The organism is Curtobacterium sp. L3-7 (assembly GCF_048756585.1).
Taxonomy (GTDB): Bacteria; Actinomycetota; Actinomycetes; order Actinomycetales; family Microbacteriaceae; genus Curtobacterium.
In genome coordinates this window covers 3,057,384-3,081,061 of record NZ_CP151474.1, presented here as the reverse complement: position 1 = coordinate 3,081,061, position 23,678 = coordinate 3,057,384, and the positions used below count along the sequence as shown (strand labels likewise).

The 23,678-nt window shown below is 72.8% G+C and carries 19 protein-coding genes; 9 read left to right on the top strand and 10 right to left on the bottom strand.

What is annotated here, in order from left to right; genetic code table 11:
* Positions 1-104 precede the first annotated feature (104 nt).
* On the bottom strand, positions 105-1,418 hold the full coding sequence (locus AAEP80_RS14830; RefSeq protein WP_413601600.1) for an exopolysaccharide production protein: 1,314 nt from the start codon (positions 1,416-1,418) through the stop codon (positions 105-107).
* A gap of 111 nt (positions 1,419-1,529) precedes the next feature.
* Here AAEP80_RS14830 and AAEP80_RS14825 point away from each other — a divergent pair, with 111 nt between their 5' ends.
* Positions 1,530-2,852 carry a hypothetical protein gene (locus tag AAEP80_RS14825; RefSeq protein ID WP_420364956.1) on the top strand — a complete coding sequence of 441 codons (1,323 nt, stop codon included), beginning with the start codon at positions 1,530-1,532 and terminating at the stop codon, positions 2,850-2,852.
* Between the two features lie 27 nt (positions 2,853-2,879).
* Here AAEP80_RS14825 and AAEP80_RS14820 read toward each other — a convergent pair whose 3' ends face one another.
* Positions 2,880-4,259: an O-antigen ligase family protein gene (locus AAEP80_RS14820; RefSeq protein ID WP_420364955.1), complete on the bottom strand. Its 1,380-nt coding sequence runs from the start codon at positions 4,257-4,259 to the stop codon at positions 2,880-2,882.
* Positions 4,260-4,278: 19 nt separating this feature from the next.
* Positions 4,279-6,405 carry an acyltransferase family protein gene (locus AAEP80_RS14815; RefSeq protein ID WP_420364954.1) on the bottom strand — a complete coding sequence of 709 codons (2,127 nt, stop codon included), beginning with the start codon at positions 6,403-6,405 and terminating at the stop codon, positions 4,279-4,281.
* 78 nt (positions 6,406-6,483) lie between these two features.
* Here AAEP80_RS14815 and manA point away from each other — a divergent pair, with 78 nt between their 5' ends.
* From manA to AAEP80_RS14790, 5 genes are all read left to right on the top strand, one after another.
* The gene (gene manA, locus AAEP80_RS14810; protein ID WP_420364953.1) at positions 6,484-7,701 is read left to right on the top strand and encodes a mannose-6-phosphate isomerase, class I; all 1,218 of its coding nucleotides are present in this window, start codon (positions 6,484-6,486) and stop codon (positions 7,699-7,701) included.
* Between the two features lie 66 nt (positions 7,702-7,767).
* Positions 7,768-8,730, top strand: coding sequence for a UDP-glucose 4-epimerase GalE (galE, locus tag AAEP80_RS14805; protein WP_420364952.1), 963 nt, complete (start codon positions 7,768-7,770; stop codon positions 8,728-8,730).
* Positions 8,731-9,002: 272 nt separating this feature from the next.
* Entirely contained in the window at positions 9,003-9,335 is a 333-nt protein-coding gene (locus AAEP80_RS14800; protein WP_413601606.1) for a WhiB family transcriptional regulator, read from the top strand.
* A gap of 127 nt (positions 9,336-9,462) precedes the next feature.
* A complete protein-coding gene (locus AAEP80_RS14795; RefSeq protein WP_420364951.1) occupies positions 9,463-12,315 on the top strand; it encodes a glycosyltransferase in 2,853 nt (950 codons plus the stop codon).
* Positions 12,312-13,709, top strand: a complete 1,398-nt coding sequence (locus AAEP80_RS14790; RefSeq protein WP_420364950.1) for a DUF5719 family protein — start codon at positions 12,312-12,314, stop codon at positions 13,707-13,709. Before AAEP80_RS14795 ends, AAEP80_RS14790 begins: the two co-directional genes overlap by 4 nt.
* Before the next feature lie 31 nt (positions 13,710-13,740).
* Here the strand turns inward: AAEP80_RS14790 and AAEP80_RS14785 are convergent, their stop codons facing one another.
* The gene (locus AAEP80_RS14785; protein WP_420364949.1) at positions 13,741-14,181 is read right to left on the bottom strand and encodes a metallopeptidase family protein; all 441 of its coding nucleotides are present in this window, start codon (positions 14,179-14,181) and stop codon (positions 13,741-13,743) included.
* A gap of 57 nt (positions 14,182-14,238) precedes the next feature.
* Here AAEP80_RS14785 and AAEP80_RS14780 point away from each other — a divergent pair, with 57 nt between their 5' ends.
* On the top strand, positions 14,239-14,460 hold the full coding sequence (locus AAEP80_RS14780) for a DUF3499 family protein (protein WP_420364948.1): 222 nt from the start codon (positions 14,239-14,241) through the stop codon (positions 14,458-14,460).
* 76 nt (positions 14,461-14,536) lie between these two features.
* Positions 14,537-16,015, top strand: coding sequence for an adenosylhomocysteinase (gene ahcY / locus AAEP80_RS14775; protein WP_413601609.1), 1,479 nt, complete (start codon positions 14,537-14,539; stop codon positions 16,013-16,015).
* 148 nt (positions 16,016-16,163) lie between these two features.
* On the opposite strand, the gene AAEP80_RS14770 is transcribed toward ahcY, so the two are convergent.
* Positions 16,164-17,033 (bottom strand): RDD family protein, encoded by an 870-nt coding sequence (locus AAEP80_RS14770; protein ID WP_420364947.1) that lies wholly within the window; start codon positions 17,031-17,033, stop codon positions 16,164-16,166.
* 48 nt (positions 17,034-17,081) lie between these two features.
* Here AAEP80_RS14770 and AAEP80_RS14765 point away from each other — a divergent pair, with 48 nt between their 5' ends.
* Positions 17,082-18,077: a stage II sporulation protein M gene (locus AAEP80_RS14765; RefSeq protein WP_420364945.1), complete on the top strand. Its 996-nt coding sequence runs from the start codon at positions 17,082-17,084 to the stop codon at positions 18,075-18,077.
* Between the two features lie 70 nt (positions 18,078-18,147).
* Here AAEP80_RS14765 and AAEP80_RS14760 read toward each other — a convergent pair whose 3' ends face one another.
* Genes AAEP80_RS14760 through AAEP80_RS14740 form a run of 5 tightly spaced genes read right to left on the bottom strand, consistent with a single transcriptional unit; the run spans position 18,148 to position 23,546 of the window.
* On the bottom strand, positions 18,148-19,479 hold the full coding sequence (locus AAEP80_RS14760) for a DUF58 domain-containing protein (protein ID WP_420364944.1): 1,332 nt from the start codon (positions 19,477-19,479) through the stop codon (positions 18,148-18,150).
* On the bottom strand, positions 19,479-20,483 hold the full coding sequence (locus AAEP80_RS14755; RefSeq protein ID WP_420364943.1) for an AAA family ATPase: 1,005 nt from the start codon (positions 20,481-20,483) through the stop codon (positions 19,479-19,481). Before AAEP80_RS14755 ends, AAEP80_RS14760 begins: the two co-directional genes overlap by 1 nt.
* Entirely contained in the window at positions 20,480-21,766 is a 1,287-nt protein-coding gene (locus tag AAEP80_RS14750; RefSeq protein WP_420364942.1) for a DUF4350 domain-containing protein, read from the bottom strand. Before AAEP80_RS14750 ends, AAEP80_RS14755 begins: the two co-directional genes overlap by 4 nt.
* Positions 21,763-22,404 (bottom strand): DUF4129 domain-containing protein, encoded by a 642-nt coding sequence (locus AAEP80_RS14745; protein WP_420364941.1) that lies wholly within the window; start codon positions 22,402-22,404, stop codon positions 21,763-21,765. The genes AAEP80_RS14750 and AAEP80_RS14745 overlap by 4 nt, the downstream gene beginning before the upstream one ends.
* Positions 22,404-23,546, bottom strand: coding sequence for a glycerophosphoryl diester phosphodiesterase membrane domain-containing protein (locus AAEP80_RS14740; protein ID WP_420364940.1), 1,143 nt, complete (start codon positions 23,544-23,546; stop codon positions 22,404-22,406). Before AAEP80_RS14740 ends, AAEP80_RS14745 begins: the two co-directional genes overlap by 1 nt.
* Positions 23,547-23,678 lie beyond the last annotated feature (132 nt).

Genomic DNA, 23,678 nt, shown 5'->3' with positions numbered 1-23,678 from the left:
GTCGCTCCCGCGACGGTGGCCCGCACGGGCACCTTGGGATCGTACGGGCGCGCGGGGGCCAGGCGGCTGTCGATCCGTACAGGCCGACGACCCCTCTTCTGGTGTCAGCCCGCGTGGTCGTTCCGCGGCAGCAACCGCCGCCACGACCGCCGCCTGGCCGCGACCACGAGCACCGTCGTGAAGACCATCAAGCCCGCGCCGTGCAGCAGGTAGCTCTCCGCGGTGCTCGTCACCCCGAGGAGCACCAGGATCGCCGCCGGCCAGACGTAGGCGACACCGGGGAACGTGGTGGCGGTGACCCAGGCTCGGGCGAACGCGAGCAGCGCCGTGAGCAGCAGGATCAGCATGCCGGCGAGCCCGATCTGCAGCCACGCGTCCACGAAGGCGTTGAGCCCTGACGTGAACCGGGCGCCGGAAGGGTCGACGAAGACGGCGAACGGCACGACCGGCTCGCTCGGCCACGTGCCGACCCACCCCCAGCCCTGGATCGGGAACTGCCCGATGAAGACGCGGATCTGCGACCAGAGGTCGATCCGGATGGCGCTGCCGCCCGCCGCACCGATCTCGGCCAGGATGCGGTGCCGCGCGAGCACCCCGACGATCCCGACCCCCACCACGAAGGCGGCGAGCACCCCGTTCACGACCGGCCGGGTCCGTGCCTGCGCGTGCCGCAGCGACCAGAGCGCGAGGGCGGTCACCGCGAGCGCGATCATCGCGAGGCCGGTGATGGGGGACTGCACGAGCATGAGCGCGATCACGGCGAGCGCGGTGGACCCGACGGCGCGCCACATCGTCACGGAGCGTGTGAGGAACTCGACGACGAAGGTGACGAGTGCCGTTGCCGCGACGAACCCCATGAAGTTGCGGGTCCCGCCGATGCCCTGGATCGGTCCGCCGTACGCGATGTCGCCGTGGATCCCGAACGCCGGGATCGGCACGTCCAGCACCAGCCCGGACAGGACCTCGAGGCCGAGACCCACGACGAGCAGGATGCGGAAGGCGTCACCCGACGCGCGGATCACCTGCACGAGGTCGCGGCCGAGCGCCAGGTAGAGCCCCAGCCCGACGAAGCACACGGTGCCGACGAACCCACGGAGCGCCACCCAGGAGTACTCGCTCCACAGGACGCTGAGCGCGCAGTAGCCGACGAAGGCCAGGAGCGACAGCGGCAGCACACCGTGCCACTCGATCCGGTAGCGCTGGCCGAGCAGACTGAGCCCGGCGAGGACCACGAGCGTCACGAGGACCGCCCACGTCCCCGCGGTGCCGACGAGCGCGTGCACGGTGGGCTGCCCGAACGCGAAGAGGAGCATCACGGTCGCGAGGGCCTGGCTGAAGCGGCCACCGGCCGAGAACCCGATCCACGCCGACAGGTACCGGCGTGCGAGCGCTCGCCTGGTCACCCTGCCGTCCGTCACCGCACCATCCTCTCGCACCGCCCCGTGTCCCGGCTCCCGGTCCGCCCGGTGCGTCGACATCGCACTGGGTTGATATCGCTGTACGCGATGAACCGGTAGCGTCGGCCGTCGATGGAACGCACGAGGAGGACCCTGCTGACGGCGCTCGCCGCGGTGGTGGTCGGCATCGGGGCGGCAGCGCTCGCGTGGTACCGACTCGGCCCGGTCACCCGCGGGACGGCGTGGGCCGAGGACGGCGGGCTGTTCCTCCGCGAACGTCTGGCGCTCGGCGTCGACGGGTCGCTGCTGCACCCGTACGCCGGGTACCTGCACCTCCTGCCCCGGCTGGTCGTCGACCTCGGCGTCGCCCGCCCGATCGAGCAGTACGCACTGACCGTCTCGGCGGCGTCGTGCGCGATCGCCGGAGCGGTCTGCGCCGCCGTGTTCCTGCTGTCCCGAGACGTCGTCAGGGCGTGGCCGCTCCGCCTGGTGCTCGCCGCCGTGCCCGTCGTGTTGCCGCTGGCGCCGTACGAGATCAGCGGCACGGCGGCGAACCTGCACTGGTACATGCTCGTCGCGGTCCCGTGGCTGTTCTCGTACCGCGCCAGGACGTGGTGGGGCGCCTCGGTCGTCGCCGTGCTCGCGCTGGTGGCGGTCCTCACCGAGTTGCAGACTGTGCTGTTCCTGCCGCTGCTGCTCCTGGCGTGGTTCCCGAGGTCGGTGCCACGGCTGCGGGCGCTGCCCGTCACCGTCGTCGCACTCGGTGCCGGTGCGGCGCAGGCCGTCGTCGCGCTGACGACGCACCGGTCGTCCGTCCGCGGCGACCCGTCGGTCGTCGACGTCGTCGCCGGGTACCTGGTGCAGCCGGTCGCAGCGACGTGGGACCGGGACGTGGCCGCGGTCGGCCGGGCGGTCGCCGCGCACGGCTGGTGGGTCGTGGCCGTCCCCGTCGTCGTCCTCGTGCTGCTCGTCCTCGCCGCGATGGTCGTCGGCACCTGGCGTGCGAGGTTCCTGCTCGTCGGCCTCGCGGGCGGGTCGGTCGCCGTCTGGGTGGCGGCACTCGTCGCGAACAGCTCGGCGGACGGACGCTGGGGATCGCTCGACGACGCGCACCTCGCGACGCTCGGTGCGACCCGCTACGCGGCCGCCGCCGGCATGCTGCTGCTCTCCGCGGTCGTGCTCACTGCGGCCGTCCTGGTCGAGCAGCAGCGGACGGGAGGCACGGGGCGCGTGATCGGGGCGGCCGTCGGTTGGTGCGTGGTCGCGCTGGTCGTCGCGGTGTCGGTCCTGAACGTCGCACCTGGTCCGGCGCAGCGCAGCGCCGGCCCCGTGTGGGCGCCGCAGGTGACGGAGTCGATCGCTGCCTGCCGCGCCGACCCCGGACGCATCCTGGTGATCAGGACGGCGCCGTGGGCGGCCGAGGTTCCGTGCTCGTTGGTGCTGCGGGACCGCTGAGACGAGGCGGGTGGCCTCGGCGGCCGGTCAGGACCGTGCTGCCCAGCGGAACTCGCGCTTGCCGTGCGGGGTGCGCGGGCCGTCGCCGATGGACACCGGTTCCTCGCCGACGAGCACGATGCGCGTCTTGATCGCGATGAGGGCGAAGAGGACCCAGTTGCCCTGGTAGAGCAGCCGCGACTCGGCGAGGGACTGCACGAGGAGCGCCACGACGACGAGCAACGGGAAGAGCGACACCGGGTCGAAGGGGCGGGCGAGCTGGTCGGCGCCGTACCCGATCCGCGTCGCGCAGGACCACGAGCGGTTCAGCGTCGTGAGGACGTAGATGCCGAACAGGATCAGCCCGATCAGACCGGTCTGCATCCACACGTCGAGGAACGCGTCGTGCGCCTGCAAGTAGGTCACGCCCTTGCGCGGTGCCAGGTCGGCGAGCTGGTGGATGCTCGGCCACCAGTACCCGATCCAGCCCCAGCCGACGACGGGGTGCTGGTCGATCATGCCGAGCACGGCCGACCAGATGTCGCTCCGGCCGGTGAAGTCCGAGCTCTTGCCGAGCAGGCCCGCGATCGCGCCCCTGGCCAGGACACCGACGACGACCACGACGACGGCGACGGCGGCGATGAGCAGGTACCGCGGTGTCCGGCGCTCGGTCGGGACCCGTCGGACGAGGACGGCGAGCGCGAACGCCACCGCCACGACCGCGGCTGCGACGATCACGGTCGACGATCGCGTCAGGACGAACACCGCTGCGGCGACCACGAGCCACCCGATCGCGCGGTTCCTGCCCATCCGACCCTCGGCGAACTGCACGGCGACGGCGATCGCCGCGAGGAGGGCGACCATCGCGAGCAGGTTGGCGTTGCCGGGGAAGCCCTGGATGCGTCCGCCCGTGAAGAGCTCGGCGCGGGAGAAGTAGAACGCGTCCGGGATCTTGCGGTCGCCGTAGTGGGTCCAGATCGGCGCGATGGGGTGCCGCACGATGACGGCGACCACGGCCTCGAAGAGGAGCGACAGGCCGAGGACCCAGCGCAGCGCGGCGCTGACGGCGTCGAGGATGCGCCGCCACGTCAGCGTGTAGGCGATCGCGAAGGCGACGAGCACGCAGAGGAGCTGGGCGGCCATGCTCGCGAGCGTCGCGGCACGCCAGTGCGACCAGGCGACCGAGACCAGGCACCAGGCGAGGAACAGCCACAGCGCCCTCGGGGTCCGCGCGACGGTGGGCTTCGCCCGGACGACGATCGTGATGCCCCACGCTGCCTCGAGCGCCCAGACGACGGCTGCGCCGTACCAGGTCAGCATGTTCGGCACGGCGTCGCCGGCGAACATCGTGAACAGGATCGTGGTGGCGAAGGCGAAGGCCTCACGCTCGGGCACGGTGCCGCGTGCCAGGGGCCAGGTGTTCGTCACCGGGACAGGCTAGCGCCGGTCACGCCCCGAACGATCCGAGTGCCTTCGCGATGTCGGCGCCGAGGTACGGCGCGAGGGTCGTCGCGAACGTCGCGGTCAGGTGCGTGGGATCGCGGTGCACGACGACGCCGCCGATCACCGCGGGACAGGTGGTCGCGGTGCAGTACGAGTCGGTGAGGTCGATGGTGCGTGCACGGTCACCGAGCGTCGCGGCGGCCTCTGCGGATCCGTCGAACGACGACAGCGCGTCGGCCCTGGGGGAGTCGCACGCGTCGGTGGTCGGTCCGGACATCTTCCCGAGGCAGGTCAGCACGTCGTCCCGCGCGACCGGGTTGTCCCGGATGGCGATGACCGGCACACCGGCCTCGGTGGCGGCGCTCCACGCCCCGACGAGTCCCCGGACGACGGTGTCCTCGTTCGTGGAACCCTCCGGGACGATCACGGGCGACTTCGTCGTCGCGTGGGTGACCACGAGGGCGTCGAGCCCGGGGTGCTGCCGGATCCAGGTGAGTGCCGACCGCTTCCAGCCGTCGCACGAGTCCGTGTACGCCTGGGACGGCGCCTGCTGCTCCGCGGTGGTGAGGTAGCAGCCCACGTGCCCGGCGACGTCGATCCGCCAGTTCCGCTGCTTCGCGATCGCGGCGTAGGCGCTGAGCAGGGCGTTGTTGTGCGAGTCGCCGATCGCCGCGATGTGCTTCGTGTACCCGGTCTTCGGCCCGAGCGAGCAGACGTTGAAGTCCGCTGTGGTGTTCGACCAGCACGCGTAGCTGTTGACGTCGTCCTTGCCGGCAGCGGCGGGAGTCGGCACCCGCACGTCCGCGAGCTTCGGGTTCACGCAGGGGTGGGCGCTCCCGATCCGGGCAGCGGCGCCGAAGCAGTCCACGTCGCCGGCCTCGAGCGACTTCTGGAACGCCGCCGCCTGCACCTGCTGGACCTGGAGCGCGCCGAGGGTCGAGGCGCCGAGCGCGACGACGAGCACGGTGCTCAGCGCTCCGTACAGCGCGACACGACGCGGGCGGAGCGCACGGACCCAGGTCGAGAACCGGAGCGGTTCCTCGACGAAGAGCGTCGTCACGGCGGCGATGACGAGCGAGGCCACGAGGATCGCGACCTTGCTCCGCGTGCCGAGCGGGTGCCCGGTGGCGATCGGCAGCAGGACGACGGCCGGCCAGTGCCAGAGGTACACGGCGTAGGAGATCCGGCCGAGGAACGCGACGGGCGCGAAGCGGCCGAGGACGTCGAGTCCCGAGCGGGCGCCGAGCAGGACGACCAGCGTTGCCCCCGCGACCGGGAGGAGCGCGGCGATCCCGGGGAACGCCGTCGCCGGGGTGATCACGACGAGCGACGCGAGCAGCAGTGCGACACCCAGCCAGGAGCCTCCTGTCCGGACCAGCCTGGCCACCTGCGTACGGGGAACCGCGAGCGTGACGGTGGACGCGAGCCCGCCGAGCGCGAACTCCCACGCACGCGTCGCCGTGGAGAAGTAAGCGATGCCGGGGGCCGTGCGGGTCTCGACGACGCACCAGACGAGCGACACGACGACCACCGCGCCGAGCAGCACCCGTGCGGTGCGGACCGGGGCGTGCCACCTCGTGCGCCGCAGCGCCAGCGCGAGCAGCACGAGCAGGATCGGCAGCGCGATGTAGAACTGCTCCTCGACCGACAGGGACCAGAAGTGCTGGAACGGCGACGGCTGGTTGTCCGACGCCAGGTAGTCCACCGAGTCGGACGCGAGCTGCCAGTTCTGGACGTAGATCGTCGACGCGATGAGCTCGCGACCGTACTGCCCCCAGAGTGTGCTCGGGACCAGCACGAGGACGGCAGCACCCGTCGCGAGCAAGGTCAGGAACGCCCCGGGGAGCAGGCGCTTCGCCCGCCGCGACCAGAACCGGCCGAGTGCGATCCGCCCGGTCGCGGTCTGCTCGCGGAGCAGGTGCCCGGTGATGAGGAAGCCGGAGATGACGAAGAACACGTCGACGCCGACGAACCCGCCGGGGAGCCGGTTCGGCCAGAGGTGGTAGAGCACCACGGCGAGCACGGCGAAGGCGCGGAGCCCCTGGATGTCCCACCGAGTGGTGTCGGGCCGCGTGGCGTCGGGCCGCGTGGCGTCGGGACGGCGGCGAGTGGCGGCTGGCTGGTCGGACATCGCGGAAAGTCTATGTATCGCGGATCGTGCCAGTGCGCAGGAGGCGGCCTGACGGTCGTGCCCGATACGCTTCGGGGCATGTTCCTCGGCATCACCAACACGGCGCGCGACTACGCGTGGGGGTCGGTCACCGCGATCCCAGAACTCCTCGGCCGGACCGTCACCGGCGCCCCGCAGGCCGAACTCTGGCTGGGCGCGCACCCCGGCAGCCCGAGCGTCGTCGTGAACCCGGCGATGGTCGGTGGGGCGGACACCGTCCTCGACTGGATCGCCGCGGAACCGGAGACCGCGCTCGGCGCCGGGCGCACCGGGCTGCCGTTCCTGCTGAAGCTCCTCGCCGCCGCCGCACCGCTGTCCCTGCAGGCGCACCCCACCCCGGAGCAGGCACGAGCGGGGTATGACCGCGAGAACGCGGCTGGCGTCCCGCTCGACGACCCCGCCAGGAACTACAAGGACCCGTTCCCGAAGCCGGAGCTCGTGGTCGCGCTGAGCGAGCGGTTCGAGGCGCTGAGCGGGTTCCGGCCGATCGAGTCGACGCTCGCCGACGTCGAGGTGCTCGACGCGGACAGCGGACGCCTCGGCCCGCTCGTCGCACACCTGCAGCAGGGGCTCGAGGACACCGTGCGCTGGCTCGAGACCGCCGACCCGTCCGCCTTGGCGATCGTCGACGCCGTGGGCCACCTCGCCACCGACGCGGTCGCAGCGGGGGACGTCAGCCCGAACCTGGCCACCGCCGCGGCGCTCGCCGAGCGCTACCCGGGCGACCCCGGTGTCGTGGTCTCGCTGCTCATGCACCGCGTGACGCTCGCGCACGGCGAGGCGATGTACCTGCCGGCCGGCAACATCCACGCGTACCTCGACGGCCTCGGGATCGAGCTCATGGCGCCGTCCGACAACGTCCTGCGCGGGGGACTCACGCCGAAGCACGTCGACGTGCAGGAGCTGCTGCACGTGCTCGACTTCACCGCCTACCCGGCGCCGGTGCTCGTGCCGGAGCCGCTCGCCTCTGGCGTCGACCGGTTCGCGCCGGACGGCGTCGGCTTCGCGCTCGTCCGGGTGACCGGCGACGGCAAGCCCGTGGGGCTCGGCACCGGTGGCGTCGCGCCGCTGTCCGGCCCGTCGATCGCGATCTGCACCGAGGGCGTCGTGACACTCGTGGGCGCCCGGTCCGCGACCCTGCTGCGGCAGGGGGAGTCGTGCTTCATCACGCCCGACGAAGGCGATGTGACCGTCGAGGCCGACTCGACCACCGGGCTCACGTCCACCGTCTTCATCGCGACGGGAACCAGCGAGTAGCGACGAGCGGATTCGCGCACCGGGTGCGCGGGAGTCCGCGTCGCGCGTTCCGCTAGCGTGGCTCGCATGAGTTGGCTGGTCACCGGCGGTGCCGGGTACATCGGATCCCACGTCGTCCGCGCGCTGCGCGCAGACGGCATCGACACCGTCGCGCTGGACGACCTCTCGAGCGGCTTCCGCGCGTTCGTGCCGTCGGACGTGCCGTTCGTCGAGGGCACGATCCTCGACGCCGACCTGCTCGCGCGGACGATCCGGGAGCACGACGTCACGGGCGTCGTGCACGTCGCCGGGTTCAAGTACGCGGGCGTGTCAGTCGAGCGTCCGCTGCACACCTACGAGCAGAACGTCACCGGGATGGCGACCCTCCTGCGGGCGATGGCCGACGCGGACGTCGACAAGGTCGTGTTCTCCTCGAGCGCCGCGGTGTACGGCACGCCGGACGTCGAGACGGTCGTGGAGTCCACCGCGAAGAACCCGGAGTCGCCCTACGGCGAGTCGAAGCTCATCGGCGAGTGGCTGCTCCGGGACATGGAGGTCGCCCGCGGGTTCACCACCACGTCGCTCCGCTACTTCAACGTCGTCGGGTCGGGGGAGCCGGACCTCTACGACGCGAGCCCCCACAACCTCTTCCCGCTGGTGTTCGACGCGCTCCTCGCCGGCAGGACCCCCCGGATCAACGGCGACGACTACGCCACCCCCGACGGCACCTGCGTGCGGGACTACGTGCACGTCGCCGACCTGGCGCACTCGCACGCCGTGGCGGCACGGAAGCTCGAGGCGGGGGAGCCGCTCGACCGTGCGTACAACCTCGGCAGCGGCGACGGCGTCAGCGTCCGGCAGATCATGGACGCCATGGCCAGGGGAACCGGCATCGCCTTCGAGCCGGAGGTCGCCCCGCGCCGCCCCGGCGACCCGGCACGCATCGTCGCGACCGGCGAGGCCGCATCCCGCGACCTCGAGTGGGCGATGCGCCACACCCTCGACGAGATGGTCACGAGCGCGTGGGAGGCCCGCCGCCGCGTGGCGTAGGGCTCCCGCCGCTCGCACAACCGAAAGCAGCTCGCGCCGCGTCCTTGCGTGGTGCGAGCTGCTTTTGGTTGTGCGCCGTGCCGGCAGGTACCGCACCCCGCTGTCCCCCGAGACGCCGACAGAACCGGCGCGACACGCCCGAATGGGGGACATGACACGCCGGAACGGTCAGTGCCTTCTATGATCCGCGACTTGACTCCGACGAATCACACCGCTGTAATTACAGGCAACGACACGCTGCGACAGGCGGCGACAGCGAGACGAACCAAGGGGTGATCAGGGTGAGCGGTTCCGACTTCCACGCCGGAGTTCCAGAGGACTGGCACGTCGACCCCGTGGCGCTCGGCGTCCCGGGTGTCCGCCGAGCCACTGGCGACGACGAGGAGAACCCGCTCGCCTGGCAGGTCGACTCCCTCTGCGCGCAGACCGACCCGGAGGCGTTCTTCCCCGAGAAGGGCGGCTCGACGCGGGAGGCGAAGAAGATCTGCACCTCGTGCGAGGTCCGGGCCCAGTGCCTCGAGTACGCGCTCGAGAACGACGAGCGCTTCGGTATCTGGGGCGGCCTCTCCGAGCGCGAGCGTCGCAAGCTGCGCAAGCGCGCGTAGCCCGGTCCCGTCCTGGAGGCGCGGCGTGCGCCAGGCGCACACCGCGCCTTGATCCTGTCCACAGGTTCACGGCACGCCGTCTCGTCGGGCTGTGGCCGGGCCTCCAGACCGTAGAGTGACGCCCGTCATGCAGCCCAGTTCCGCTCAGCCCCGTGTCACCGCGATCCTCGTCTGCGCGAACGGTGCCGACCACCTCGACCGGACGCTGGCCGCCCTCGCGAACCAGACCCGCCACCCCGAGAACCTGGTCGTCGTCGACGTCGGTTCCACCGACGGGTCGACCGCCGAGCTCGAGTTCGGCGGATCCGCCCAGCTCACCAGGATCCCAGCCGGACGCTCCTTCGGTGACGCGGTCGCCGCGGGCGAGAAGGCTGCTCCGCACCCCGAGTCCGACGAAGCGGTCGACGAGTGGCTCTGGCTGGTCGGTCACGACAACGCGCCGGCGCCGACGGCACTGGCCGAGATGCTCGCGGCCGTCGAGATCGCCCCATCCGTGGCGGTCGCCGGCCCGAAGCTCGTGGACGACGAGGACCCCTCCCGCATCCGCGCGTTCGGCGAGAGCATGACCCGGTTCGGCCGCTCGCTGGTGCTCGTGCAGGACGAGCTCGACCAGGGGCAGCACGACCGGAACACCGACGTCCTGGCGGTCGCCGCCGGCGGCATGCTCGTGCGCCGCTCCGTGTGGGTCGCGCTCGGCGGCTTCGACCAGGCGCTGCCCGACGTCGACGCCGCACTCGACTTCTGTGTGCGCGTGCGCCTCGCTGGCCACCGCGTCGCGGTCGTCCCCGATGCGCGGATGACGAGCGCCGGCCCGATCGAGGAGTTCGGACGCAAGCGCGTCTCCGAAGGTCGTCGCGTGCGCCTGCACCGGCAGGCGCAGCTGCACCGCCGCATGACGTACGCATCGGCCGGGGTGCTCTGGATCCACTGGCTCACGCTCGTGCCGTTCGCACTCGGCCGTGCGATCGGGCACCTCGTCGCGAAGCACCCGGCAGCGGTGTCCGGTGAACTGGCCGCAGCGTTCGCCGTGGCCTTCGGCGGCGGCGCCGGTCGGTCCAGGACGGCACTGGCACGCACGAAGAAGCTCGGATGGGCGGCGGTCGAGCCGCTGCGCGTCAGTTGGCGCCGCGTGCACGAACGGCGCACGACCTCGCGCGACGTCGAGCTCGCGCGGGTGGAGGACGCACCGATCGCCCGGGCGTCGTTCCTCGGCGACGGCGGTATCTGGGTCGTCCTCGCCGCTGCCGTCCTCAGCGTCGTCACGCTCTTCCCGCTGCTCGGCTCCCCGGCGCTGACCGGTGGTGGCCTGCTGCCGCTCTCGACGACGGTCGGACAGCTCTGGCAGAACGTCGGCTACGGCTGGCACACCCTCGGCACCGGGTTCACCGGTCCGAGCGACCCCTTCGCCGCGGTGCTCGCCGTGCTCGGGTCGATCGTCTTCTGGTCGCCGTCCACCGCGGTCGTCGTCGTGATGCTGCTCGCCTTCCCGGTGTCGGCGCTCGGTGCGTGGTTCGTGGTCCGCAAGGTCACGACCCGGACGTGGGTGCCCGTCATCGGTGCGGCGCTGTACACGATCGCGCCGCCGCTCGTCGGGGCCGTCACGACCGGCCACCTCGGTGCCGTGATCGCCCACGTGCTCCTGCCGTGGCTCTTCCTCACCGTGCTCGAGGCGCACCGCTCGTGGGCGTCGGCGTCCGGTGCGGCCCTGCTCTTCGCCGGCGTCGCCGCGTCCGCGCCGTCGCTCCTGCCCGTGCTGCTCGTCGGGTGGCTCGTGGCGCTCGGGATCGGCTGGCGCCACGCGCACCGCCGGGTGTTCATCGCGGTCCCCGCCGCGGTGCTCTTCCTGCCGCTCGTGCTGACCCAGCTCGCCCGCGGCAACGTGCTCGGGATCTTCGCCGACCCCGGCGTGCCGTCCGCGACCAGGGCCCCCTCCGCGCTGCAGCTCGCGATCGGGCAGCCGCTGCCGGACTGGAACGGGTGGCTGCCGGTCAGCGAGCCGCTGTCCCTCGTCCTCGCGGCGCTGCCGATCGCGTTGGCGATCCTGGCGCTGCCGATCGCGGTGACCGCGCTCGGCTCGATGCTCGGGCACCGCTGGTCCGTGGCCGGCGCCGCGCTCATCGCCGCACTCCTCGGCTTCGCCACCGCGTTCGCCGCCACCCATGTCACCGTGACCGGCGTCGGCTCGACCACCACCATCGTGTGGCCGGGCAGCGGGCTGACCGTGTACTGGCTGGCGATCGTCCTCGCGGCCTGCATCGGCATCGACACCGTGCCGCGGCAGGCTCCGGTCATCGGGCTCGTCGCGACGGTCTTCGCCGGGGTCGCCGTCGCGCCGGCGTTCGCGGCGTTCTACCTCGGCAACGCGGTGATCCAGCCGACCACCGGCCGGGTGCTGAGTGCCTACGTGAACGCCGAGGCGCAGGCGAACCCCGACGTCGGCACCCTCGTCGTCGACCCGCAGACCGACGGCTCGCTCGCGGTCTCGCTCGAGCGCGGACAGGGCTCCACGCTCGACGACCAGTCCACGCTCGACGCCACGGCGCTGTCGCTGTCGCCGGCCGGGTCACGCCTGGCCACCCTCGCGGGGAACCTCGCCAGCCGGAGCGGCTACGACCCGCGTCCCGCGCTCAAGGAGCTGGGCGTGAGCTTCGTGCTGCTCGACGACGCCCCGGCGGACGACCAGGCGAAGGCCGTGCACGACCGCGCTGCCGGTGCGATCGGGCAGAACGCGCTCTTCACCAGCATCGGTGAGACCACGAGCGGTCAGCTGTTCCACTACGAGGGCGACGTCGACCGCACCGGGACCGGGTCGGCCGCCGCGAAGACCACCCACGTGCTGTACCTCGTGGTCCTCGGGGTGGTGTTCGGCGCGGCAGCACTCCTCGCCGTCCCGACCGCTCCGCGCCGGCGCCGTGCCACCTCGAACGTCATCGAGGCCGAGGAACCCGCCACCACCTTCGACGAGGAGCGCGACGAATGAGCACCACCCCCGCGCGCCGCTGGATCGTCCGCGGCACGGCGACCGCCATCGCGGTGGTCGTCGCGGTCGGCACGATCGGAGCCGCCCACGCGTTCGGGACCACCGAGGCCCCCGGCAGACCGGCCGGACGCACCGTGACCCCGGTGCCGGCCGACGCCGAGCGCGTGTGCGCCGGCAGCGCCCTCCGGCTCTCCGACGACGCGGGCAACGACGCGACGAAGGCGACCACGGTCGGGACGGCCACGGTGGCGACGGCCACGACGGGGGAGTCCGTCGAGCGATCCGACCTGGCGTCGAGCACGAACGGCAGCAGCGACCCGACCCTGCTCACCGCGCCGGCGGGCGACACCACCCCGCAGGTCGCCGGCTCGAGCTACCAGAACGTGTCGAACGGCGACCTCGTCGGCGTGGCAGCCGCGTCGTGCGACGACCCGTCGCAGTCGACGTGGCTCGTCGGCGGCTCGACCGAGACCGGCCGCACGAGCCTCATCACCCTGTCGAACCCGACCGACGTGAACGCCACCGTCGACCTGTCGATCTACGACGGCACGGGCACCGTCAGTGCTCCCGGCACCACGGGCATCGTCGTCGCGCCGAACTCGCAGAAGGTCGTGCCGCTGTCCGGGTTCGTCTCGGACCAGGGCTCCACGGTCGTGCACGTCACCTCCTCCGGCGGGCAGATCGTCGCGCACATGCAGGAGACCGTCGTCCGCACGCTGACCCCCGGTGGGTTCGACATCGTCTCCGGCGGTGCGGCCCCGTCGCGCAGCCAGGTCATCCCCGCCGTCATCCTCCGCGGAGCCCAGGAAGCCCAGCGTGGCGACGACACCGCTGATGCGGCCCCGATCGTCCGGCTGTTCGTCCCCGGGGACAAGGCTGCTCGCGTCACGCTCGGGATCACCACCGCGGACGGCGGCGGCACGACGGTGAACACCACCGCGGAACCCGGGGTGGTCACGGACGTCTCGCTCGACGACTTCCCGGACGGCCGGTACTCGTTCTCGGTGAGCTCGACGGAGCCCGTCGTGGCGGGTGCCAGGACGACGACGCCGACCGACCACGACTGGACGGACCTCGGGTGGTTCGCCTCGGCCGAGCCGCTCGGCGCGAAGGCGATCACGTCGGTCGCGCCTGGCGACGGCGCCCGGCTGAACGTCGTCAACCCGACCACGGAGGACGCGACCGTCGTCATCCGGTCCGGCGACGACCGGAAGTCCGTCCGCGTGCCGTCCGGTTCCACCGAGACGGTCGGCGTGGACACCGCCAAGCAACTGACGATCACCGGTGCGAAGGGCCTCGTCGCCGGGGTCACGTACCAGGGCGACGACGGTGTGGCCGGCTTCCCGATCCGCCCCGAGACCGAGGTCTCGACCCCGGTGCGCGTCTACCCCTGACGCGCGGCCCGCGTCCCGCGCGGGCGCGACCTCACCAGTGGCGGTAGCGGTCGGGAGCCAGGTCCCACGGGTCCTTGTCGATGAGTTCGGCGACCGCACGGAAGACCGCGGTCTCCACGATGATCCGTCGGTCGACGTCGTCCTTCTCGGGGGAGCGGGTCACCCGTTCGACGGGGATCCGGAAGACGGTCACCCGGCGCTCGGCGTGGTCCACCCGCCACCGCGGCATGCTCTCGGGGAGCGTCGGGTCGGTCGGCATGTCCGCCACCTGGAAGACGACGCCGTGCAGCTCGTCCGGCCACAGCCCGAGCAGGTAGTGCGCGGTGTCGCCGACGATGCGGTCGAACGCCTCTGCCCTCGTGATGATCGGAGCGAGGTCAGGACCGGTGACGCTCGACCGGTACCCACGACCGTGGCGTGAGCGCCCTCGGCCACGGTCGACCGGGGTGACGAGACGGGGCTTGCGGCGCATCCCCACATCGTACGCGGCGGGCCGGCCACCGCCTGGTTCGGTAGGGTCGTCGACGGTATGGACGTACGGATCTGCAGCAAGGTCGCCTGTGGCGCGAGCGCATCGTCGACCCTGACGTACGACTACGGCGACTCGATGGTCGTCGTCGGCCCGCTGTCCATCCGCGTCGAGCCGCACGGCTACGACCTCTGCGCGCGGCACGCCGCGCGCCTGCGGGTGCCGCAGGGCTGGCACGTCATCCGGCGCGAGCCGCTCCGCGAGGAGCGCGCCGCGGACTGACCCGGCCACCACCGGACAGGAGGCTCGGTGCGGCCCCGCCACGAGCCTCCAGGCCCTGCGTGGGAGACTGGACCACATGCCCACCGAAACCCAGGCCGCAGCTCCGTTCCGCGTCGCCGACCTCGGCCTCGCCGAGGCCGGTCGTCACCAGATCCGCCTCGCCGAGAACGAGATGCCGGGGCTCATGGCGCTCCGCGAGGAGTTCGGCGCGTCGCAGCCGCTCGCCGGCGCGCGCATCGCCGGGTCGCTGCACATGACCGTGCAGACCGCCGTGCTCATCGAGACCCTGACCGCGCTCGGCGCCCAGGTCCGCTGGGCGAGCTGCAACATCTTCTCCACCCAGGACGAAGCCGCCGCCGCGATCGCCGTCGGCCCGACCGGCACACCGGACGCACCAGCCGGCGTCCCGGTGTTCGCGTGGAAGGGCGAGACGCTCGAGGAGTACTGGTGGTGCACCAACCGGATCTTCGACTGGAGCGCCGAAGCCGCTGCCGCCGGAGCCGACTGGGCTGGCCCGAACCTGATCCTCGACGACGGTGGTGACGCGACGATGCTCGTGCACACCGGTGCCGACGCCGAGGCCGCCGGTGCCGTTCCCGCAGCGGGTGACGACGCCAGCGCCGAGTACCGCATCGTGCTCGACACGGTCGCCGCCTCGCTCGCCGAGTCCTCGGACCGCTGGACCCGCATCGCCGCGGACATCCAGGGCGTGACCGAGGAGACCACCACCGGCGTCCACCGGCTGTACGAGCTGGCACGCACCGGTGAGCTGAAGTTCCCGGCGATCAACGTCAACGACTCGGTCACCAAGTCGAAGTTCGACAACAAGTACGGCATCCGGCACTCGCTGCCCGACGGTCTGAACCGCGCGACCGACGTGCTGATCGGCGGCAAGGTCGTGTTCGTCGTGGGATACGGCGACGTCGGCAAGGGGGCGGCGGAAGCGCTCCGCGGCCAGGGCGCGCGCGTCATCGTGTCCGAGGTCGACCCGATCTGTGCGCTGCAGGCATCGATGGACGGCTACCAGGTGGCTCGCCTGTCGGACGTCATCGACCAGGTGGACATCGTCGTGACGTGCACGGGCAACCTCGGCGTCGTGGGCGTCGACGACATGCTCGGCCTCAAGCACCTGGCGATCGTCGCGAACGTCGGACACTTCGACAACGAGATCGACATGGCCGGCCTCGAGGCACTGCCCGGCGCCGAGAAGATCGAGATCAAGCCGCAGGTGCACGAGTGGCGCCTGCCGACCGGACGCTCGATCCTGGTGCTCAGCGAGGGCCGTCTGATGAACCTCGGCAACGCCACCGGGCACCCGTCGTTCGTGATGAGCAACTCGTTCACGAACCAGGTGCTCGCCCAGATCGAGCTCCACACCCGGCGCTCGGAGTACCCGACCGGCGTGTACGTCCTGCCGAAGCACCTCGACGAGAAGGTCGCACGCCTGCACCTCGACGCGCTCGGCGTGCAGCTGACGACGCTCCGCCCGGAGCAGGCGTCGTACATCGGCGTCCCGGTCGAGGGTCCCTACAAGCCGGACCACTACCGCTACTGACGCGGTCGGCGGTGGCCGGTGTGCAGTGATGGCCGGCCGCAGTGATGGCCGGCCGCACAACCAAAAGCCGTCCGCACCACGGAATGTCGTGGCGCGGACGGCTTTTCGTTGTGCGAACGGCGGGCAGACGCCCACCCCCGGCGCCGCGTCAGCGCGGGAAACCCGGCGGGCGCGCACCAGCGGTCGCGGCTGCCGCGTCGAGCGTCGCCGCGCGGGACCCGAACGCCCGCCGGTCCCGCGCACGACGGAGCGCGACGACCCCGGCGAGGAACTCCTCGGCCGGCACGGGCGGCACGGGATGCGCGTACTCGGCGACCTCGGCCGCCAACGCCGTCGCCGTCGCGAGCCGCAGGGAGGGCTGCACCGAGGCCGCACCCCGGAAGAACGCGCCGAGCCGGTTCTCGAGCCGCTGGGGGAGCGCCCGGACGTCGGCGACCGCGGCCCAAGCCTGCAGCGACGGGGGCAGCAGCACGACCGGGTCGGTGGACCGTGCGAGGCGCTCGTGCTGCACGACCGTGCCGGCGAGCAGGTCACCGAGACGCCGGGGCCGCGAGCCGAAGAGCGCGACGAGCAGCGCCAGGGACCCGAACGTCGACCAGAGTTCGAGCAGCCCGACGAGCGCCCTGGCGAACGCGTGCCGGAACGTCACGGCGCCGCCGTCGAGCCGCACCACACGGGTTCCGAGGGCGTAGCGGCCGACGCTCTTCCCGCGCGTGACCGTCTCGACCGCGGCGGGCACGAGCACGAGCACGACGACCAGGACGGCGATCTGCGCGGCGGCCAGCCATGCCTCGTCGACTCCAGACGGCCACACCCTGGCGATCCCGATCAGCAGCATCACGTACAGCGCGACGAGGCAGAGCCCGTCGAGGAGCGCTGCCGCGAGCCGCGCGACGATGCCGGCCGGCACGACGTCGAGCGCGACGGCCTCGCCCACGACCAGCTCGTCGGTGGTCTCGTCGAGCGCCCGCACGAAGCGGCGGTCGGCGAGGTCCCTGGGTGTGGCGCGCGTCGGCATGGGAACATTCTGTCGGACACACCGCAAGCGGCACGAGGGGGACACCGCATGGACCTGGACGCGTACGCCGACGTCCACCGGCAGCAGTGGCAGGAGCTCGACCGGCTGGCGCGCCGTCGGCCGTCGAGCGGCGAGGACGTCGACCGCCTGGTGACCGGCTACCAGTCCGCTGCGACGGACCTCGCCCGGATCCGTGGTGTCGCTCCGCGCTCCGCCACCGGCGACCGGCTCTCCCTGACGCTCTTCCGCGCACGGCTCCGCTTCACCGGCGCGCCGACCGACCCGCTGACGATGCTCACGTCGTTCTTCGTCCTGCAGCTCCCGGCGGCGCTGTACCGGATCCGATGGGTGACGATCTGGGTGGCCGTCGCGACGGCGGTGATCGCGCTCGTCTCCGGCGTGTGGATCACGACGACGCCCGGCGCGGTCGCCACGTTCGGCACCCAGGAGTCCCTGCGGCAGTACGCCACGCAGGACTTCGTGGACTACTACTCCGACCACGGCCTCGGCGCGTTCACGGCGCAGGTGTGGACGAACAACGCGTACATCGCCGCGAGCATGGTGGCGTTCGGCATCACCGGGCTCTTCGTGCCGTACTCGATCGGCCAGAACGCGTTGAACCTCGGTGTCTCGGGCGCGATCATGCACTCGCAGGGGCGTCTCGGCGACTTCTTCCTCTACATCGCCCCGCACGGGCAGCTCGAGCTCTACTCGATCTTCCTCGCGGGCGGTGCCGGCCTGACGATCTTCTGGTCATGGGTGGCACCGGGACAGCGCACGCGTGCGCAGGCCCTGGCCGAGGACGGACGCGCCCTCATCGCCGTCGCGATCGGACTCGTGCTGACCCTGCTGCTGTCCGGGATCGTCGAGGGGACGGTGACGCGCCAGGACTGGCCGTGGCCCGTGAAGATCGGGATCGGGACCGTGGCGCTGGCGGGCGTCCTCTCCTACCAGTGGGTGATCGGTCGGCGCGCGGCTCTGGCGGGGGAACGGGGCGACGTCGAGGAGTTCGACCGAGGCGCCTCCGCCATCGTCGCCGGCTGACCGGTCCGCACCGAGACCCGGTCACGACCCGGACCAGCCGCCCCTGGCCGGGACCCGGACGGCGGGGCGCTCAGAGCCTCCCGGCCGCCTTGGCGCGCAGGTAGGCGTCCGCGACCAGCGGCGGCACCTGTTCCGGCGTGCCACGGACGACCTCGACGCCCGCCCGGCGGGCGACGTCGGCCACGCCCTCGGCATCGAGCAGCGAGCGTTCCGCCGCAGCACGGCGGTAGACGTCCCGACCGGCGGACGGGAGGCCCGGTGCACGTCCGTCCCGTTCGTCGCCCCCTGGACCGCGAGCCATCATGGCCACCGCCGGGTCGTCGACGGCCGTCACGACCACCGCGTGCCGCCGCGCCAGCGCCGGCAGCACCGTGAGCAGGTCCCCTGATGCGCCGACGGAGTCGAGGCTCGTCGCGAGGACCACCAGCGACCGCTGCGTCGTGACGGAGGCCACCAGAGCCGGCACCGCTGCCCAGTCGGTCGCGGCCAGGCCCGGCTCCACGAGCGCGAGCGTCTCCCCGAAGCGCTGCACCACGTCCGCTCGCGTCGCGCCGTGCACGCGCCCTCGGACACCGTCGTCGACGACGGCGAGGTCCACCCGGTCGCCGGCCGCAGCAGCGAGGGCGCCGACGAGGAGCGCGGCCTCGATGAAGGTGTCCAGGCGCGGTTCGTCGCCGACCCGACCGGCTCCTGCCCGGCCGGCGTCGACGACGACGATCACCCGCCGGTCCCGCTCGGGGCGCCAGGTCCGCACGACCAGGTCCTGCCGCCTGGCCGTCGCCCGCCAGTCGATCGAGCGGACGTCGTCGCCGCGGACGTAGTCACGGAGCGAGTCGAACTCGGTGCCGTGCCCGCGGAGCTGCAGGGTGGTCTCGCCGTCGAGCTCCCGGAGCCGGGCGAGGCGCGACGGCAGGTGTCGACGGGAGCGGAACGGCGGCGTGACGACGAGCTCGGCCGGAGCCGCGAGGACACGCTGCCGCGCGGCGAGCCCGAGGGGTCCGAACGCCCGCACCGCCACGCCGGAACTCCTCCGACGGCCACGACGGAACGGCGCGAAGCGCATCCGCGCGGTCCGACGCTCACCGCCGGGCACCGTCATGGTGATGCGCCGGGGTGCCTGCCCGGCAGACGGCTCCCACATGTCGCGCACGAGTGCTCGGAGCGTCCTCGCGCCGTCGTTCGCGAGCACGAGGGTGCCGTCCGCGGTGGTGTCCCGTCTGGCGAGCCGAGGCATCCGCCGATCGACGCGCACGGTGCGCAGGTCGGCGGCGAGCAGCAGGTCGAGCGCGGCCGCGAGCACGACGACGAGCACCCACGCCAGACCGCCCCATCCGCTGCCGAGCAGCACGGTGGGGACGATCGCGACGGCGAGGAGCGCGACGAACCGGCCGGAGATCGCCACTAGATCGGCACCCGCACCTGTTCGAGCACCTGCTGCAGGACCCCGTCGGCGCCCACGCCCTCGAGCTCGGCGTCGGCGGCCACCCGGAGCCGGTGCCGCCACACCGGCAGCAGCATCGCCTGCACGTGGTCGGGGGTGATCGCGTCGTAGCCGGTGATCCACGCCCAGGCCTTCGCGGCGGCGAGCAGGGCCGTGGCTCCACGTGGGCTCACGCCGACCCGGACGGACGGTGCCTGCCTGGTCGCGCGGGCGAGGTCGACGATGTACGCCAGGACGTCGTCCCGGGCGCCGACGCCGCGGACGGCACGCTGTGCGGCGGTGACCTCGGCGGCGCCCACCACGGGGACGATGCCGGCGGACCGGACGTCGCGCGGCACGAACCCGTCGGCGTGCCGGCGGAGCACCTGCCACTCGACGTCACGGGGTGGCACGTCGAGCGTGAGCTTCATCAGGAAGCGGTCGAGCTGCGCCTCCGGCAGCGTGTAGGTGCCCTCGAACTCGATCGGGTTCATCGTCGCGGCGACGAAGAACGGGTCGGGGAGGGGCTTCGCCGTGCCGTCGACGCTCACCTGGCGTTCCTCCATGGCCTCGAGGAGCGCCGACTGCGTCTTCGGCGGGGTGCGGTTGACCTCGTCGGCGAGCAGCACGTTCGTGAACACCGGACCCTCGCGGAACGGGAAGGTCCCCGTCGAGGCGTCGTAGACGAGCGAGCCGGTGACGTCACCGGGCATCAGGTCCGGGGTGAACTGGATCCGCTTCGTGTCGAGCGACATCGCCGCGGCGAGGCTCCGCACGAGCAGGGTCTTCGCGACGCCGGGGACGCCCTCGAGCAGGACGTGCCCCTGGGCGAGCAGGCCGACGATCATGCCGGAGACCGCGCCCTCCTGTCCGACGACGGCCTTGCCGACCTCGGCGCGGACCCGGCCGAAGCCGTCGCGGAGCGGATCCGCCGTCACGGTGGGTGCGCCGGGTGCGCCGGGTGCGCTGGTGGGGTGGTCGGTCACGGTCGTCCTCCTGGTCGGGGATCGGTGGCAGGTGCGGGTGCTGACGGGGCCGGGGCAGCCGGACGGGAGGCCCGTGGTGCGTCCCCGGAGACGGCTCGGCTCACGGCGCACTCGAGATGGTCGAGCGCATCGGCTCCGTCGACCAGCGCGCGGTCGTCGGTGGTCGGTCCTCCGACGAGCACCGCGCCGACGTGCCGCGCGGGCAGGCCCGTCGCGGTCGCCGCGCGGTGGACGACGTCATCGACGTGCGCCGAGCGGGGGAGCCCGAGCGTCCTGCCGATGCGGCGGATCGCGGCGAGCCGGAGCGTGTCCAGGGTGTGCGTGCGGTCGCGGGTCCTGGCGTACAGGCGTGCGCGGCCCTCGGTGGTCTCGGAGGCGCGGACGACGACGGGGAGCTGCTCGACGACGAGCGGGCCGAGCCTGCGACCGCGCCAGACACCGGTCGCCACCGCGACGAGCGCCAGGATCGCGATCGCACTCGGTACCCACGGCGGCGCGAGTTCACCGAGGGTCGGTGCTGCGTCGGCGGTCCCGGCGGTCGGCACGTACCAGGCGAGGTGGTCGTCGCTGCCGAGCAGCCCGAGCGCGAGCGCCGCGTTGCCGGCCGTGGTGATCGTGTCGTTCCGGAACGCGGCGGTCGTGCCGACGAGGGTGACGCTCCCGGCGGCGGTCCGGGATTCGACGAGGCCCCACGTGCGGTCGGCGCCCGTCCCGGTCGGGGCGCAGCGGATCCCAGCGGACGCGGGCACCGAGTAGCCGGTCCCCGTCGTGGTCACCCGGCCGGCGGAACGGGCGGCGGCGATGTCGCACGACGTGGTCGACACCGTGTCGGTCGTGTCGATCGACGCGGCGGGTTCGGCGTCGATCTGGAAGGCCTCGAGCACGGCCGGGTCGCTCGCCACGAGGACCACGTCGGGAACGGTCCGGGCGATGCGCCGAGCGACCGCCGGGGCGAGGACCCCGGCGGAGTCGTCGACGAACACCGTGCCCCTCAACGACGCCGTCCCGCTGCCGAGCCGGTCGGCGTCGTGCACCACGTCCACGTCCGTGCCCTGCTGCTCGAGCACCCGCACGAGCGCCTTCGAGCCGCTCGCGGTCGCCGAGGACGGGTCGAGCGGGGCGTTCGACGGGCCGTCGTCGGTGCCGATCATCGCGGTCAGTGCCGCGAGCAGCACCCCGACGAGCACGGTCACGATCCAGAACAGGAACCGTGGACCGCGGCGATCGGTGGTGGCTGCTGCGGGCGCCGTGTCGACCGCGAGCGCGTTCGTCGTCGCGCTCACGCGGGCACCGCCGGTGTCGCCGTGCGTGCCGGTCGGGTGCCCCTGATGGTGCGCTCCGTCTCGACGACCTGCCGGGCCGCGCGTTCGTCGGCCTCGGCCCCGAGGTACCGGACGGCGTCGAAGGTGCTCGCGGCGTCGTGCAGGGCTGCCTCGGACGCAGGGAACACGACCGCGGCCCGCACAGCGATCGCCCGAGCGGTCGCACCGGGGACGTCGGGGACGAGGTCGCGCTCGCCGAGTCCGCGGGCCAGGGCACGGTAGCCCTCGATGACCGCGGTCGACCAGTAACCCGCCCGCAGTGCGGCGCGAGCGGCTTCGGCGATCGACGCCGCCGAGCGCAGGTCGTCGTCGTCGAGCACCCCACCGAGGCGCTCGGCGCGCAGACGGGCCCGTCGCCGGGGGAGACCGCGGGCGACCACCACGAGGACGACCACCGCGACGATGACCACGATCGCGATGACGAGCAGGGTCCGGCCGAACGCGGGCGAGCCGATGCCGTCGGGACGGAGTGTGCCGAGCCACTCGAAGAACTCCCGCGAGAGCCGGTCCCACCACGTGACGTGCGCGCCGTCGTACTCGGCACGACCGAGTTCGCGTTCGAGGAGTCGACGGGCCTCGTCGGGGTCGACCGCCGCCATCACTGCGCGCCGGGTCGCGGCGGACCCCACTGCTGCGGCGCCTGCGGCCAGCCGTACTGCTGCGGCTGTCGCGGGTCCTGTTGCCCTGGCCAGCCCTGCTGCCACGGGCCGGCCCCTGGCCACGGCGGCCGGGAAACGGGCGGTGCCGGCGCGAACGGGTCGACGGGCTGCCCGGTCTCCAGGTGCGACGCGATCCGCTGGTCGAGCGCCTCGGTCCGGATCCGTCGGTCGATCGCCAGGAACGTCGTGACCGATGCGCTCAGCACGTCGGTGATGCACTGCACGGCGATCACCAGGAGGCTGCCGACCACGAGCGCCACGACGGCACCGGCCGAGACGCCGGAGCCCGTGTCGGTCTGCCCGAGCGGGTCGAACACGCCCGAGAACAGCGCGGCCCCGATCGTCAGCGGCGTGCTCGCGATCCCGGCCGCGAACGAGAACACCACCGTCACGAGCAGCCGGATCCCGAACGTGCGCCAGAACGCCCCGCGGGTGAGCCGCCACGACTGCGCCGCCGCGGCGAACACCCCGCGGCCCTCCAGCGCGATCGTCGCGACGGTGAACGCGAACCGTGTGTCGAGGAACGCGATGAGCACGATGAAGCCGAGGACCATCCCGATGATCCCGAGCACGAAACCGCCGACGCCGCTGTTGCTCGCGGTCAGGGCACCGACGAACCCGACGACCACGACGCCGAAGAGCACCCCGACGACGAGCCCGGCGGCGAGCTGCAGGAGCATCCACCAGACGACCGGGAGCCGACGCCCGGCGAGCAGCGACCAGAGCCCGCGGAAGGTGCCTCGCCGTCCGAGCACGCGCTGCCCGGTGTCGACGGCGACGGGTGCGACGAGGAACCCGCGGGCGAGCCACGCGAGGAAGGGCACCGCGACGGAGAGCACGAGGTACAGCAGCACGGACCCGGCGAAGATCGTGTCGGCGTCACCCGATCCGGAGCCGTCCACCGCGGAGAACATCCTGGACTGCAACGACTGTCGGCCGAGCGTCGACACGAGCGTGGACACCAGCCCGAGCACGCCGGAGAGCAGCAGGCTCCAGAGCAGGAGCACGCGGGCGTTCCGCCGGAACACCGTGAACGCACCGGCCAGGACGTCGCCGAGGCCGAGCGGCCGCAGCGGGATCACCGGACGCGACGCGGCCGGACGTGGCGGTGGGGGCAGTGGAGCCGACCCACCCGGGAACGGGGGCGGCGTCGGGACCGGACCGGGGCCTCCCGGCTGTGCACCCGTCCCCGGAACGCGCCATTCGTCGCCGGC